General features: G+C 71.0%; 14 protein-coding genes. 6 read left to right on the top strand and 8 right to left on the bottom strand.

Going from position 1 to position 14,851, the window contains the following annotated elements; translation table 11 throughout:
• Nucleotides 1-33 precede the first annotated feature (33 nt).
• The 3 genes from WBG79_RS04920 (at nt 34) to WBG79_RS04910 (ending at nt 2,140) form a co-directional block, all read left to right on the top strand.
• A complete protein-coding gene (locus WBG79_RS04920; protein ID WP_337355991.1) occupies nt 34-330 on the top strand; it encodes a hypothetical protein in 297 nt (98 codons plus the stop codon).
• Nucleotides 331-486: 156 nt separating this feature from the next.
• The gene (locus WBG79_RS04915) at nt 487-1,131 is read left to right on the top strand and encodes a DUF47 domain-containing protein (protein ID WP_337355990.1); all 645 of its coding nucleotides are present in this window, start codon (nt 487-489) and stop codon (nt 1,129-1,131) included.
• Nucleotides 1,132-1,135: 4 nt separating this feature from the next.
• Entirely contained in the window at nt 1,136-2,140 is a 1,005-nt protein-coding gene (locus tag WBG79_RS04910; protein ID WP_337355989.1) for an inorganic phosphate transporter, read from the top strand.
• 60 nt (nt 2,141-2,200) lie between these two features.
• On the opposite strand, the gene WBG79_RS04905 is transcribed toward WBG79_RS04910, so the two are convergent.
• Complete coding sequence (locus WBG79_RS04905) at nt 2,201-2,500, bottom strand: hypothetical protein (protein ID WP_337355988.1); 300 nt, start codon at nt 2,498-2,500, stop codon at nt 2,201-2,203.
• Between the two features lie 266 nt (nt 2,501-2,766).
• Here WBG79_RS04905 and WBG79_RS04900 point away from each other — a divergent pair, with 266 nt between their 5' ends.
• Complete coding sequence (locus WBG79_RS04900) at nt 2,767-4,395, top strand: sensor histidine kinase (RefSeq protein ID WP_337355987.1); 1,629 nt, start codon at nt 2,767-2,769, stop codon at nt 4,393-4,395.
• A 330-nt stretch (nt 4,396-4,725) separates the two neighbouring features.
• The gene (locus WBG79_RS04895) at nt 4,726-5,409 is read left to right on the top strand and encodes a Crp/Fnr family transcriptional regulator (RefSeq protein ID WP_337355986.1); all 684 of its coding nucleotides are present in this window, start codon (nt 4,726-4,728) and stop codon (nt 5,407-5,409) included.
• 27 nt (nt 5,410-5,436) lie between these two features.
• Here WBG79_RS04895 and WBG79_RS04890 read toward each other — a convergent pair whose 3' ends face one another.
• Both WBG79_RS04890 and pobA read right to left on the bottom strand, forming a co-directional pair.
• Nucleotides 5,437-5,889, bottom strand: coding sequence for an RbsD/FucU family protein (locus tag WBG79_RS04890; RefSeq protein WP_337355985.1), 453 nt, complete (start codon nt 5,887-5,889; stop codon nt 5,437-5,439).
• An 86-nt stretch (nt 5,890-5,975) separates the two neighbouring features.
• Nucleotides 5,976-7,148, bottom strand: coding sequence for a 4-hydroxybenzoate 3-monooxygenase (gene pobA / locus WBG79_RS04885; protein WP_337355984.1), 1,173 nt, complete (start codon nt 7,146-7,148; stop codon nt 5,976-5,978).
• 252 nt (nt 7,149-7,400) lie between these two features.
• Here pobA and WBG79_RS04880 point away from each other — a divergent pair, with 252 nt between their 5' ends.
• Nucleotides 7,401-8,135 (top strand): SapC family protein, encoded by a 735-nt coding sequence (locus tag WBG79_RS04880; RefSeq protein WP_337355983.1) that lies wholly within the window; start codon nt 7,401-7,403, stop codon nt 8,133-8,135.
• 7 nt (nt 8,136-8,142) lie between these two features.
• Here WBG79_RS04880 and WBG79_RS04875 read toward each other — a convergent pair whose 3' ends face one another.
• The 5 genes from WBG79_RS04875 to tagF all read right to left on the bottom strand — a co-directional run bounded on the left by WBG79_RS04875 (nt 8,143) and on the right by tagF (nt 14,844).
• Nucleotides 8,143-9,756 (bottom strand): hypothetical protein, encoded by a 1,614-nt coding sequence (locus WBG79_RS04875; RefSeq protein ID WP_337355982.1) that lies wholly within the window; start codon nt 9,754-9,756, stop codon nt 8,143-8,145.
• A 14-nt stretch (nt 9,757-9,770) separates the two neighbouring features.
• The gene (locus WBG79_RS04870; protein WP_337355981.1) at nt 9,771-10,787 is read right to left on the bottom strand and encodes a DUF4424 family protein; all 1,017 of its coding nucleotides are present in this window, start codon (nt 10,785-10,787) and stop codon (nt 9,771-9,773) included.
• A gap of 141 nt (nt 10,788-10,928) precedes the next feature.
• Nucleotides 10,929-13,247: a serine/threonine-protein kinase gene (locus WBG79_RS04865; RefSeq protein ID WP_337355980.1), complete on the bottom strand. Its 2,319-nt coding sequence runs from the start codon at nt 13,245-13,247 to the stop codon at nt 10,929-10,931.
• Entirely contained in the window at nt 13,244-14,029 is a 786-nt protein-coding gene (locus tag WBG79_RS04860) for a PP2C family protein-serine/threonine phosphatase (protein ID WP_337355979.1), read from the bottom strand. The genes WBG79_RS04865 and WBG79_RS04860 overlap by 4 nt, the downstream gene beginning before the upstream one ends.
• 128 nt (nt 14,030-14,157) lie before the next feature.
• Complete coding sequence (gene tagF / locus WBG79_RS04855; RefSeq protein ID WP_337355978.1) at nt 14,158-14,844, bottom strand: type VI secretion system-associated protein TagF; 687 nt, start codon at nt 14,842-14,844, stop codon at nt 14,158-14,160.
• Nucleotides 14,845-14,851 lie beyond the last annotated feature (7 nt).

The following is a 14,851-nucleotide window of genomic DNA, read 5'->3' as shown; positions in this document are numbered from 1 at the left end:
GCTCGACCGGAGCCGCTAACCCGAGGTCCGTCCATGACGCAAAGCCAAACCTTTCTGGCCGCCGTCGCGCTCGCCGCCTTCTGGGCGGGCTCCGCCGCCGCCGAGACCGGCCCGAAGCCGCCCGAAGCGCCGGTCGCTGGGCCGACCCGCAGCGGCGGCCCGGCGCTCGCCCCCGAGGCCGACCGCACCAACGCGAATTCGGCCGTCGGCGGGACCGGGGAACTGCCGAACAGCGGCTCGACCTCGGGCGGCGAGGACCCGGCCGGCAGCCCGACCAACTGCCTTGCGGGCGATACCCGGCCGCGCTGCGCCGGCAAGACCCAGCCCTGACCGGGCGGGCCGCGGGCGCTGCGGCAGCTTGTCCGGCGTAAAAAGGCGCTCGCCTCGTGTTTCGACCGATGGCGGCGGTCTTCGATTCGTTGCATGTACGCACGGGGCTCTCGCGGGTCGGCGCGCCCGAAGGGCGCCCCGTGCCGAGGTGGATCGATGCTGAGCTGGTTTCGTGCCCTGCTGCCCCGGGAAGACCGGTTCTTCGACCTGTTCCGGCGGCATGCCCGCACGGTGGTCGGCGGCGCGGAGGCCCTGCAACAGCTGCTCGAGGGCGGAGACTCCATCGAGCGCTACTGCCGCGCCATCGTCGAGCTCGAGACCGAGGCGGACGCGATCACGCGGGACGTGATGCTGGCGGTGCGCAAGAGCTTCATCACGCCCTTCGACCGGGGCGACATCAAGGACCTGATCCAGTCGATGGACGACGCCATCGACACCATGCACAAGACCGTCAAGACGGTGACGCTTTACGAGCAGCGCCAGTTCGACCCGCTGATGCGCGACATGGGGGCGGTGATCGTCGAGGCGGCGCGACTGCTCGAGGAAGCGATCTCGCTCCTGGAGAAGCCCGGCCAGAATGCCGGACGCATCGGGGAGATCATCGAGGAGGTGGTCAGGGTGGAGGGTCGCGCCGACGAGCTTCACGACGACGGCCTGCGCGACCTCTACCGGCGGCACGGCCAGTCGAACGCCATGGCGTTCCTGATCGGCAGCGAGATCTACGGTGAACTCGAGCGCGTCGTCGACCGGTTCGAGGACGTCGCCAACGAGATCAGCGGCATCCTGATCGAGAACATCTGACGCGATGGACGGATCGCTCGCCCTTCCGCTGCTGGTCGCGCTGATCGTCGTGGCGCTGCTGTTCGATTTTCTCAACGGGCTGCACGACGCGGCCAATTCGATCGCCACGATCGTGTCGACGCGCGTGCTGCGGCCCCAGTATGCCGTGCTGTGGGCCGCCTTCTTCAACTTCATTGCCTTCCTGTTCTTCGGCCTCCATGTGGCCGAGACCCTCGGCAAGGGCATCATCGACGCCTCGGTGGTGACGCCGGCGGTGATCTTCTCGGCGCTGACGGGCGCGATCGCCTGGAACCTGCTGACCTGGTACTTCGGCATTCCGTCGAGCAGTTCCCATGCGCTGGTCGGCGGCATGGTGGGGGCCGGCCTCGCCAAGGCGGGGACCGGGGCCGTGGTGATCGAAGGGGTCGCCAAGACGGCCGCGGCGATCGTCCTGTCGCCCGCCGTCGGGTTCCTGCTGGCGCTGGTCCTGGTGCTCGCGGTGACGTGGATCTTCGTCCGGCAGACGCCCTTCGCGGTCGATCGGGTCTTCCGCGTGCTGCAGTTCATCTCGGCCTCGCTCTACTCGCTCGGCCACGGCGGCAACGACGCCCAGAAGACGATGGGGATCATCGCGGTGCTGCTCTACTCGCAGGGTCACCTGGGGGCGACGTTCTACGTGCCCTTCTGGGTCGTCATCTCCTGCCAGGCCGCGATGGGACTCGGCACGTTGTTCGGCGGCTGGCGGATCGTGCAGACGATGGGATCGAAGATCACACGGCTCAACCCGATGCAGGGCTTCTGCGCCGAGACCGGCGGGGCGATCACCCTCTTCCTGGCGACATGGCTCGGCATCCCGGTCTCGACCACGCACACCATCACGGGGGCCATCGTGGGGGTCGGGGCGGCGCGGCGCACGTCGGCGGTGCGCTGGGGCCTGGCGGGCAACATCGTGGTCGCCTGGATCGTCACCATGCCGAGCGCGGCGGGGGTCGCGGCGCTCACCTACGCGGCGACGCGGCTCTTCGCCTGAACGGCGGACGCGGCACCCGGCGGCCGCGGCTCGGGAGCCGGGGCCGGGCGCCGCGCGCTGTCACAGGCGGTTCTGGCCGGGCGCCGATTCGGATTTGCCGGGGCGGAGGGGATCGTCGGCCGGCGGGCGGTTGCGGCCGGGGGCCGATTCGGACTTGCCGGGCATGGTGGCGTCGTTCGCCGCCGGGCGGTTCTGGCCGGGCGCCGTGTCGGAACGGCCCGCGCCGGTCGCGCCGGGGGTGGTCGGCTTCATGTCGGCGGCGGGCGGCCGCTTCGGACCGGTGTCGGACTGGGCGAGGGCCGGGCCGAGGCCGAGGGCCAGGAGCGCCGCGATGGCGCCGGCGCCGATGACTGTCTTCATGGAGGGTCTCCCTTGCTTGCGGCGCTCGGGCCTTCGGCCGTCGCACCCTGCCCCATGAACGGCCAGGACCGCCGCACGTTCCCCGCTGCGGCCGCCGCGGAACGCCGCGGGCGAAGACGGACAGGCTGGAACGGTGCGCTGGCGGACCAGGAGCGCCCCGCCTCGACCGGTGCTGGACCCTCGTTACTTTCCACTATAAGGGTGGCCTCGGAGCTCTCGTCGAGCCAGCAGCGCCCGGCCAGTCTCTCGGAGACCGGAGCAGGAGCATGCGGCAGCGTTTCGTCCTCCTGGCGCTCGCCGCAGTGTTACCGGTCATCGTCCTCGTCGCGGGCCTCTCCTTCCATCTTCTCGAGACCGAGCGCAGCCGGATCCGCGCGGAGGCCATCGAGCGCGCCACCGCGGCCATCGCGGCGGTCGACCGCGAGCTCGACGCCTCCATCCAGCACTTGCAACTCCTGGCGCTGACGCCGACCCTCGACGCGCCGGAGCCCGACTTCGCGCGCTTCCACCTGCTGGCCAAGCGCTACGGCGACCGGGTTCCGTTCTGGGACCGGATCATCCTCAATGCCCTGGACGGCCGGCAGCTGGTCAACACCGCGTTGCCCTTCGGGACCGCCCTGCCGCGCACCGTGTATCCGGACGAGGTCCGCCGGGTGCTCGCCACGCGGGCGCCGGTCATCGGGGACCTTGCGGCGCCCGGGCCCCTGGCGCAGGACAGCTACCCCTCCGTGCGGATCCGCGTGCCGGTCGTGCGCGGCGACGACGTCCGCTACGACCTGACGGCGGTGGTCGCGGTCGCCGGCATGTCGGCGATCCTGACCGGCAACGGGCTCGATCCCCAATGGCGACCGTTCCTGGTGGACTCGCAGGACCGCATCGTCTCGGCGCCCCGCGCACCCGAAATGATCGGCAGGCAGGCGGGGGCGGCGGCGATCGCCGCCCGCCGCCAGGGGGACCTGGGCGTCTATCCGGGGACATCGGCCCTCGGGACCCCGGTCGTGACCGCGTTCCGCAAGTCCGAACGGACCGGCTGGTCGGCGCACTACTCGCTGCCGGCCGACATCTACAACGCGCCGCTGAACCGGGCCCGCCTGGTTCTCGGCGCGGCCGGCCTGGTGGTCGCCGGCCTGACGGCGGCCTTCGTGCTCCTCTTGCGGCGCGAGGCGATCGAGGCGCGGCGCCAACTGGCGGCGCTGGAGCGGACCCGGCGGCTGGAAGCCGTGGGCCGGATGACCGGCGGGGTGGCGCACGACTTCAACAACATCCTCACCGTCGTGACCGCCGGCATCCGGCTGATCGAACGGACGCAACCGGGCGAGGCCGTGTCGCGCTACCTGGAGGCCATCAAGGAAGGGGTTGACCGCGGGACGAAGATGACCCGCTCGCTCCTGGTGTTCTCGCGCGGCGGCTCGGCGGAACCCGTTCGCTTCGTGCCGGACGAACGGATCCGCGCCGGCGCCGAAATGGTGCGCCAGACCCTCGGCCCGGCGATCGGACTAGCGCTCGCCCTGGAGGCCGACGGCCTCCCGGTGGTGGCCGATGCGACCCAGTTCGACCTCGCGCTCCTCAACCTGGCCGCCAACGCCCGCGACGCCATGCCGTCGGGCGGAACGCTGACGATCTCGACGGCGCCGGGCAAGCTGCCGGGCCAGCCCTCCACGCCGGCGATCGGCGTGACGGTGGCGGACACGGGAAGTGGAATCCCTGCGGAGATCCTGGCCCATGTCTTCGAGCCGTTCTTCACCACCAAGGACGAGAACCAGGGAACCGGGCTGGGCCTGAGCCAGGTCTACGGCTTCGCCCGCTCGGCCGGCGGGCTCGCGGACATCGCCAGTGAACCGGGCCGGGGCACGCGGGTGACCATGCATCTTCCGGTGGCCCGCAGCGAACCCTAGGTATTTGGCCCGCAGCGAACCCTAGGTATTGCTACGGCGACGCCTCGGTTCGCCATGGAAGCCCCTGGCTTCACAGGATTTTCCGTATGTCAGCGAGCCGCGGCCCGGCGTCGCCGCGCGCCGGCACCGGGCCGACTTAACGGAAGTGTGATCTGGATCAAAGATGACCGGGGGAGGGTCGGTCAAAAAGTAGTCAGATCGCTCGAATCCACGGCACCGAGGCCGTGGTCGCAAGGACGCGGCGGGGATCGTTTCGACAAGCACAGGCGCATGACCGGGCGGCGACCGCCCGACGGCGCTCCAACGAAACGACCGGACGGAACCGCGCCCATGACCATCCGCCTCGACCATGACGCCACCCTTGCGGGCAGCATTCCGCTCTTCCGTGGCCTGCCGGATCCGGTCGTCGGCCGGCTGCTGGCGCACCGCCTGCCGAGGACCTACGACGACGGCGAGATCCTGTTCCAGGAGGGCGACGACGCGAAGAGCTTCTTCATCCTGCTCGAGGGCACGGTGAAGATCCTGCGCAACCGCGCGGACGGCTCCGAGACGCTGCTCAACATCCTGGGGGCCGGGGACACGATCGGCGAATGCGCCTATTGCGCCGGGGGGACCTACAGCTTCTCGGCCGAGGCCGTCGGGCGGGTGCGCGTCCTCGCCATCGCGACCGAGACGGTGTCGTCCTGCGTCGCCGAGGACGCCGGATTCGCGAGCGTCCTTTTGCGGCTGCAGCAGCGGCACCTGGAGACCATGATGGACCAGCTGGAGCAGATGAAGCTGCTGACCGCGGCCCAGCGCGTCGCGGTCTTCATTCTCCGGCTCGCCAAGGGCCTGCGCGGCGCCGCCACGGTGTCGCTGCCCTACGAGAAGGCGCTGATCGCCCAGCTCCTCGGCATGAACCCGGAGTCCTTCTCGCGCGCGCTCGCGAAGCTGCGCGAGGTCGGCGCGACCGTCGACGGGCGCGACATCCGCATCGCCTCGGTGGAACGCCTGCGCGGCTTCTGCCGTAGCTGAGCCGGCAAATGATCGTCCGCGCGGGCCTCAGGCCTCGGGCGGGATGACACCCTTCTTCAGGACGAAGCAGCCGTAGAAGCGCCGTTCGCCGGTCACCAGCACCGCATAGGCCGTCTTGGCCCGCTCGTAGAAGGCGAAGCGCTCGATGCCGCCCATCGGCGTCGGCCGGCCCTCCGCGGCGTCGATCTCGGCCTGCACCTCTCGCTGGACCTCAGGGACCGTCACCGGATCGCCGACCACCTCCATGCGCTCCGCGGCGACGGGCACAAAGCTGTCGAGCGGCATCACCGACAGGACGGCCCGGACCACCCGGGCCGAATCGGCGCCGTCCATGCGGATCGGGGTTCCCCAGACGGTCTGGCGCGCCACGGTCTCGGACGGGAAGTTGGCGTCGCAGACCACGAGGTCGTCGCCGTGGCCCATCGAGCGCAGGACGTGCAGAACCTCTCCGGTCAGGAGCGGATCGAGACCCTTCAGCATGTGCGTTCCCCTCTCGCGCGGCCGGTCTGAAGCGCCGGCCGTCTCCGCGAGAAGGCTAAGCGGGGGCGCGGGCCGGGTCCAGCCCGTCAGTAGGGCAGGCCCACGTAGTTCTCGGCCAGCGCGGCGGAGGCCGCCCGCGAGGACGCGATGTAGTCCAACTCGGCCTGCTGCATGCGCTCCTCGAAGGGCGACATGCCGGGGAAGCGGTGAAGGACGGAGGTCATCCACCAGGAGAAGCGCTCCGCCTTCCAGACGCGGCGGAGTGCGCGCGCCGAATAGGCGTCGAGCCCGGCGCCGGACTTCTCGTGGTAGTGCTCGCGCAAGGCCTCGAAGAGATAGCGGACATCGCTCCCCGCCAGGTTCAGGCCCTTGGCGCCGGTCGGGGGAACGATGTGGGCGGCGTCGCCCGCCAGGAAGAGGCGGCCCCAGCGCATCGGTTCGGCGACGAAGCTGCGCAGCGGCGCGATGCTCTTCTCTATGGCCGGGCCGGGGCGCACCCGCCGGGCGATCTCCTCGGGAAGCCGGCGCTTCAACTCGTCGAAGAAGCGGATCTCGGTCCAGTCCTCCGGATTCTCGTCCAGGGGCACCTGGACGTAGAAGCGGCTGCGGGTCAGCGAGCGCATGGAGCAGAGCGCGAAGCCGCGGTCGTGGCTGGCATAGACCAGTTCCTCGTCGGCGGGCGGCACGTCGGCGAGAAGGCCGAGCCAGCCGAACGGATAGACCCTCTCGAAGGTGTTCAGGACCCCGCTCGGGATCGAGGCGCGCGAGACGCCGTGGAACCCGTCGCAGCCGGCGACGAAGTCGCAGTTGAGCTCGTCATCTATGCCCTTCTGACGGAAACGGATCGAGGGCCGGTCCCCATCCAGGCCGGCGAGCTCGACGTGCTCGACCTCGTAGAAGCTCGGCGCGGAGGCCTTGGCGCGGGCCTCCATCAGATCGCGGGTCAGTTCGGTCTGCCCGTAGACGGTGACGCACTTGCCGGCGGTCAGGCCGTCGAGGTCGATGCGGTGGCGGCGGCCCGCGAAGGCGAGCGAGAAGCCGGTGTGGAGGAGGCCCTCGCGGTCGAGCCGGTCGCCCACCCCGGCCTCGCGCAGGAGATCGGCCAGGCCCTGCTCGATGACGCCGGCGCGGATGCGGGAGAGGACGTAGTCGGGGCTCCGCCGCTCCAGGACGACGTTGCCGATGCCTGAGCGGGTGAGGAGATGGCCGAGGAGGAGGCCGGCGGGGCCGGCGCCGACGATCGCGACCTGCGTGCGCATTCCCGCTCCTCCGGTGTCCACCGCTCGGCAGCCCTTTCGCCACAGGACTTCGCTCGGCAGCCCTTTCGCCACAGGACTTACTGTGTCGGAACCGCCGGGGCGCCGCAAGCGCCGGCCCCGCGACCCGCCGGGCTCCGGCGTGACGCTCCTGAAGCCATCCGGGTTCCGGCCGAGTCGCAGCGGCGACGGAGGGTGATAGGGTACGGCTCGCCGGTCCTGCGTTGGACCGGACCGATTCGGGGAGGACGTCGCATGGCCGCTCAGCTGCTCCTTTATCCCTCTCCGGTGCCGCTCGACAGCAGCATCCACCGCGACCTCAGGCTGCGCGTGCCGGCGGACGGCTTCGGGTATGCAGCAGTCACGCATGTGCTGCCTGCCCTTGCCGAGGAATTCGCGATCGCGGCGGCCGAACTGCCGATCGTGTTCCTGCCCGCCGAGCCGCGGCCCGTGCCGGTCTTCGTGGTCGGACTGTCGGCGGGCGAGAACCTGATGGTCGGGCCGGGAGGCGTCTGGGACGGCCGCTACATACCCGCCTATCTGCGCCGCTATCCCTTCGTGCTCGGGGAACGCGCCGAAGGCGCGCCGGTCCTCTGCATCGAGCCGACCTCCAGGGCGCTCGACGCAACGGAGGGCGAGCGCCTGTTCGAGCCGGACGCCCGGCCGACCGCGACAACGCTGCACGCCCTCAAGTTCGCCGAGGACTATCTGGCCGCCGCCCGCCGAACGGACACCTTCATGGACCGTGTGCTGGCGCTGGGGCTGCTGCGCCCGGTGCAGATCGACGTCCGCGGCCCGGACGGCGGGACGACCCGGCTCGACCCGTTCCTCAGCCTCGACGAGACGAAGCTCGCCGCACTCGCCGACGCGGCCGTGATCGAACTCTTCCGCTCCGGCGCGCTCGCGGCGCTCTACGCGCAGGCCACCAGTCTCCGACAGTTTGATGCGCTGGCGATCCGGCGCGCTCGGCGCCGGGCCGGGGCGGCGTGAGGCGGCGTCAGTCGGTCAGGGCCGTGTAGCGGACGGGCGTGTAGCCGCGCGCCAGCAGGACCGAGAGCGGGTAGACGTTGCGGCAGACCTTGCCGTTGCAGCTGCTCGTGGCCGCCTCCAGGACCTCGACCTTGCGGTCGGGCGTGAACTTGACGAAGAGCATGACGTGGGAGCCCGGCTTGTTGAGGGCGTCGCCCGGCTTCAGCGACCAGGGATCGTCGAGGGGCTTGGTGATGCTCGGAATGTCGCGCGTCGTGTACTGGCGCGACAGGCCCCAGGCGGCGCTCACGAAGGCGGAGCAGTCGACGCCCGCCAGGTCGCGCTTGGGGTCCTCGCGGGTGCACACGTTGCCGGCGCGGGCGCCCCGCTCGATCTTGGCACGGAACTGGGCGAGGGAGCCGAAGCAGCCCCAGCAGTAGGGCACCCCCCTCACCTCCTCGCCGAGTTTGCCCTGCAGGTACCAGGGCCGGCGGATGCGGTCGAAGCCGACGCAGGCTTCGTCCGGGTCGCGTCCGTAGGCGCTTTGGGTCACGGTCCACTTCAGGGCCTCGAATCCCAGGGCCGTCTGGATCACGCCGGAGCGGGTGCCGGGCTTGACGGCGGTCAGGAGGCCCGGCGTCGACTCGTCGAAAGCCTCCGACTTGGCGGGCGGCGGTTCCAGCACCTGCGCGCGCGGCTGGCGCGCGGCGAGGTCCAGGATGGCGACCTCGGCGGTGTCGGAGCGCAGGAACAGCACGTTGCCCTTCGGGCCGACGGTCACGAAGCGGCGGACGGCCGCCTGGTCGGCGGTGATCGGCACGTCGTAGATGCGGTCGAGCGCGCCGCGGCCGGTGTAACGGGCGACGTAGAGGGCCGGCTTCTGCTTGGTGGAGAGCGGCACGTCCTCGACGAAGACATAGACCTCGCGCTTCTGGGTGACGTCCAGGATCTCGACACTGCCGAGCCGGCTCGTGACGCGGATCGGGAACGCGATGGCGTTGAGCGGGTCGGCGTCCTGTCGGACCTCCACCTGGGCGGACTTCTGGTCCCGGCCCGGGATGACGTCGACCTTCACGGCGCCGAAGCCGCGGGACTGGACGAATTGCCGGATCGGGGTGAACTCGGGCTGCTTTCCAAGGCTGCGGCCCGGATCGGCGAGGATCTCCTCGGCGTCGGTCGGGGTCTGGGAGCCCATCTGGGCGAAGGCGGACTTCACCACATCGTCGACGTCGCCGACCGAGCGGGCCTCGTACTTGCGGCCGTCCGCGCCGCCGCCCGGCTGCAGCGCATGGACGCCGCCGTCCCAGACGTAGAGCTTGCCGTCCACCGCCACGAGGTCCTTCGGGGCGAGACCGGCGGGCAGGTCGACCGCCTTCGGGGTCGCGGCGGGCTTGTCCCCGTCGACCGTCAGGATGCGGCCGTTGACCTGGTCGAGGACGTAGACCTGGCCGTTGGGACCGGTCTGGATGGCGGCGGGGCCGGCGGTCTCGACCTCGGTGCCGTCGTTGAAGACGCCGATCCGGTCGCTGCCGTCGCCGACCTTGAAGGACTGCAGGACGCGGTTCTGGGCGGCCGCGGGGGCGGCCAGGAGGGCCAGTCCGGCGAGGGACGCGAGGAGGAAGGTCCGCGGTCGAGCCGGCATGTGAGGGACTCCCGTCAATTGGAGCGGTTCGGGTTCACGAACAAGATCGAGAGGTTGCGGCTCGGGGTGTAGTTCTTCGCCGCGAAGGTGAAAGTCGTCGGCGAGATCTTCTGGAGCTTGCCGTCGAAGCAGAAGGACATGATCGTATCGGGCGTCGGCTTGTTGATGGACATCCTGAAATCGCGGATCGGGCCGGCCCAGTTGGCGCCGGTGAGGAGCACGTATTGAAGGCGGGTCTGGAAGAGGCCCGGCTCGTCGGCGCCGTTCTGCACCTTGCGGGCCTGGATGATCTTGCGGATGCCGGCATTGGTGCCCTTGTCGATGCAGTAGTCCATCAGCTGCGGCGACTCGGGCGGGCCGGCCAGCACCGTCTCGGTCAGGAAGCCGGTGCCGACGACGGGCGTGTAGCTGTGCTGGACGGAGACGACCTTCTGGGCCGGGAAGGTCTGCATCCAGAAGAAGGTCGTCGCCACGTCCCAGGCGACCGATGTGGGCTGCCCCTCGGACCAGATGGCGAGGCCGCGCTCGACATAGAACTTGCGCTTGTCGGGCGAGAGCCTGGCTAGCGCCTCGCGGCCGCGCTGGAGCGGGAACGGGTTCAGCGGGATGCCGTCCGCCTTCAGGCGGTCGGTGATGTCGACGCCATGCACGCGGGCCCTCTGCTCCACCTCGGGCGCGATCTTCTGGCCGTCGACCGTGACGGTGAAGCCGATGAAGTTGACCGGGTCCCGCTCCTTCGGCAGCGCGTACTGGAAATCGGCGTCGTTGGCCGAGATCAGCGGCATCGGGAAGGCGACCAGGGTGGTGATGTCCTTGTCGGTCTCATTCAGGAACTCGTAGCGCACCTCGATCAGGTTGGCCGAGATCCTGAGATCCTCCGACTTCATGGCGATGCCGGAGTTGGCCGTCAGCACCAGGCCGCCGACCCCGAGTTCGGCGGTCGAGTCGTTGGCGGTGGCGGGCGGCGGGCCGGAGAGGGCCAAGAAGGCCGCAAGGGCGGCGGATGCGAGGGCCTGGGCGATGACGCGCACTCTCGTCTCCCTTGTCCGCCGGCCTTCCCGCGGCGGGGCCGGAACGGAACCTGACACAGCGCCACGATACCAGCGGCCGGATGGCTTGAGGAGACCGCGGATCCTCACGAAATCCGGCGAACACGCGCCGTGTGGGGACTTCTACTTCTCGATCACGAGGTATTGCGCTGCCGTGATGATGCGGTCGTTCTTCGCCTCGGCGCGCAGCCGGTCGACGAAGACGGCGGCCGGCACGCGCTCGTCGGAAAGGAGCGTCGGGAAGGCCGAGCCGGTCACGACCACGACGGCGAGATTCGGGCGGCCGGCGGCCTCGGGGGCGCGCGGCGCGGTGATCTGGAAACGGGCGTTGCCGGTCTTGGCGGGCCTGGCGACCACCTGGACCAAGCCGTCGTCGGTGACGTGCAGGACCGTCAGCGTGTAGCCGCCCGACCAGGCGGCCTCGCCGCCGACGGTCTCGCCGGGGCGCAGGCGGTTGGTGGCGAGTTCGATGCGTGGGCCGGGGCCGCCGCGGAACCGGGTCTGCTGGAGCAGCCGCACCACCGGGCACTGGGCTTCGGTCACCTGGCGCATCAGCACCTCGGCCTCGAAGCCGTGGCGGCTGAAGAAGGCGCTGTCGAAGCCCTCGAAGGGGACGATCGAACGGCCGTAGCCTTCCGTCACCGCTTGGTTGTCGGCGACGACCACGGGGGCGAGGTAGAAGCAGGCTTCGCCGGCCGGGGCGTAGTCCTCGATGAAGCGGGCGACGTCGGCGGCGACCACGGGCGGCCCGACGGCGACGGTCGTGCCGGGTGCGGCTGCGGGGACGGCCGGACCCGTGGGCGTGGGGGGCGGCGCGGCGCCGGCCCCGGGCACGCCCGGCACGGGTGCGGGCGGCTGGGGGGTCGTGGCGGCGATCTCGGACCCGCCGGGCCGGACGAGCACGTACCAGGCGATCGCCCCGACACCCGCGACGAGCAGCAGGGCCGCGACCGCGAGGCCGATGCCGAGGCGGGAACCGGCCGGCTTCGAGGCGGGCGGGGCCGGGGCGGCCGGGGGCGCCTCGGGATAGGCGGACCGGTAGGCGCCGGGTGCCTGGGAGCCCTGGCCGGGGCGCGGGGGCTCGGAATAGGGCCGGGCTTCCGGGTAGGCGGACTGGCCGTAGGGGTTCGGCGGCGGCTGCGACCCGGGGGGCCGCGAGCGCGGCGGCTCCGAGGTGGGCGGACGCGAGGTGCCGCGGGACTGCGGGGGCTGGGAATAGCGCCCCGGGTCGGCATAGGGCGAGCGCGGCTGCGGCGGCTGGGAGGACGGCGGATAGGAGCCGCGCTGCGGGGGCTGGGACCAGGCGGGCGGCTCCGAATAGCCGGACGGCTGGCGGTAGCCCTGGGCCGGGTCGGGCCAGGATCCCGAGGGCGCGCGCGATTGCGGATTCCGGTCGGGGCGGTTGGCGATGCGGGTCGGGCCGTCGGGCCCGTAGGGATCGTCCGCGTAGGGATCCTGGGGACCCCGGCTCTGCTGGCGCTCGGCGCCGGTCCCCGTGCCGGTGCCGGTCGTCGTACGACGGCGGCCGGGCGCGACCGCGACGGTGGCGTCGCCGGTGTCGGCGGGCGGGTGCGTGGCCGGGCGGGCGGGGCTGACCGTGCCGAACTGGCGCAACCAGTGGGCGACGTCGTTCATCGTGGGCGGACGGTCCTCCGGGTAGGGCTGCAGCATCCATTCCAGGAGCGGCCGGAGGCGGGTGTCGATGTGGCTGAGATTGGGGACGACGCGCCGCTTCTCGACCTCCTCGACCGGGGTGCCGCGCATGTTGATGGCCCAGCCGGCGCTGGCCTCGGCGAGGACCAGGCCCAGGCTGTAGATGTCCGCGGCGGGGCCGACGATGCCGCCCGCCAGGCCCATCTGCTCGGGCGACACGTAGTTGTACTTGCCCGCGAAGCCGCTGCCGATGACGGTCGATTCATGGCTCTGCGTCTGCCGGGCGATGCCGAAGTCGATGATCTTCGACTGCGAGAAATCGCGGCCCGGGACGATGATGTTGTCGGGTGACATGTCCCGGTGGATGATGCCGCGCTCGTGGGCGGCCTGCAGGCCGGTCGCCACGCGCACCCCAAGGGAGCGCACCTCGTCGAAGGTCAGCGGCCCGTTCTTCAGGAGGTCGGAGAGCGGCCGGCCGGAAACGAACTCCATGGCGAGGTAGGGCCGCCCGAGCTTCGGCTCGACCGTGAAGAGATAGTAGCGGATGATCGCTTCGTGGTGGAGGTTGTGAAGCGCCGAGGCCTCCTTGCGGAAGAGCGCCATGGCGGACTCGGTGTCGGCGAGCTCCGCCTTGATCATCTTGATGGCGATGGAGTCGCCGGTCAGGATCGAGTGCCCGCGGTAGACCTCCCCCATCCCGCCCGCGGCGATGGGCTCGTCGATCTCGTAGATGTCGTTGAGGCGCGTGCCGGCGGGGAGCCAGTCGCGACTGCGTTCTGAGGCTCTCATGCGCTCGGCGCCCAATCACGGCGCAGGTTGCCGTTCGGATCGACGACCGTGGGCTCGCGCTCCCGGGCTTTCACGACGACCGCCGTCACGTTGTCCTTGGCGCCTCGGTCGAGCACGGTCGCCAGCATCCTGTCCGCGGCCGCCTGGGCATCGCCCGACAAGACCTCGCGGCGAATCTCGTCGTCCTCCATGTGCGTGGTCAGGCCGTCGCTGCACAAGACGAAAATATCGTCCGGGGCGATCTCGCCGTCGACGATCTCGAGCTCCGGGGCCTCGCGCACCCCGATGGCACGGGTGATCACGTTGCGCCGCGGCCAGTGGCGCGCCTCCTCCTCGCTGACGATGCCGCGGGCCAGGAGTTCGGCGGCTTCGGAATGATCACGCGTGATCTGCGCGATGGCCTCGCCGCGGACCCGGTAGAGGCGGCTGTCGCCCGACCAGACGGCCGCGAAGACCCGCTCGTGGACGAGGAGGAGGACGACCGTCGAGCCGATCGCCAGGACGTGGCGGCGCCGTGCCGTCTCGCGCAGGATGGAGTTGGCGCGCATGAGGCCGAGCTCGCAGGCCGCCAGCAGGTCGGAGGCCGTATCGGCCGGTTCGACGCCGTCCAGGCACTCGACCACCGTGGTGCTCGCCAGCCGGCCGGAATCGTGGCCGCCCATGCCGTCGGCGACCACCCAGAGGCCCTTGCCGGGCCGGATCAGGAACGAGTCCTCGTTCACCTGGCGGACGAGGCCGACGTGGCAGATCATGCCGGTGTCGTAGACGAGCGGTCGTGCCATGCCTTCCCGGTTCCCCGTTCAGCGGCCGCCGGAGCCGGTCCCCGCCTGCGCCTCGGAAAACCCTGCCCCGCCGCGCAAGCTAGCGCCGTTCCGACCCTGCTGCAATGCGAGCCGGGCGGGCGGTCCGCTCACAGCAGGTTGACGTCGATGCGGGCGGCGAGCAGGCCCGCGAAGGCTTCCGGCGGCGGCAGGCGGCGGCCGTAGAGGATCTGGGCGGGCTGCTCCTCCCCGCCGATCGTCCACCAGAAAGTGCCGTTCTCGAAGCGCGCGGCCTCCTCGCTCCGGCGCACGGCGTCGAAGAGGCTCGACAGGTTCGTCTCGTCCCCGGTCCCGGTCAGGAATCCGGTGCGGGAGACCACCACGGCGTCGGGCGTCTCGGGGCGGGGCGCGACCGGAGGGCCCGGCAGGGCTTCCAGCTTCGCCAGGTAGGGGTCGAACTCGGTGGTCTCGTCGAGCGCCTCGAGGAGCAGGTCCTCGGCCTTGACGAACCACTCGGTCTGCGGCGCCACGACCGGCGGCAGGAAGGTGTCCTCCTCCGGGGAGGCCGCGATGGTCAGCGGGAAGTAGCGCCCGATGCCGTCGATGGAGGGCATCAGGGCGCCGAGCACGGTGCGGCCGCAATAGGAGGCGCCGAGCCAGAAGCGCCAGATCGGCGCCTTCATGTAGACCCCCTGCCAGGCGCTGCCGAGCGCCGTCTTGCTCGCGGCCATACCGGCCTGGAGCCAGGGCTCGTAGACCGGCAGGAATCCTGCCGGCAGCGACTGGGCGATGAAGTCTCGCTTGCAGGGGAGCTTGCCGTAGAGACCGCAGCGCATCGGCGAG

The organism is Prosthecomicrobium sp. N25, from assembly GCF_037203705.1.
Taxonomy (GTDB): domain Bacteria; phylum Pseudomonadota; class Alphaproteobacteria; order Rhizobiales; family Ancalomicrobiaceae; genus Prosthecodimorpha.
This window is presented reverse-complemented; position numbering and strand designations above follow the sequence as displayed.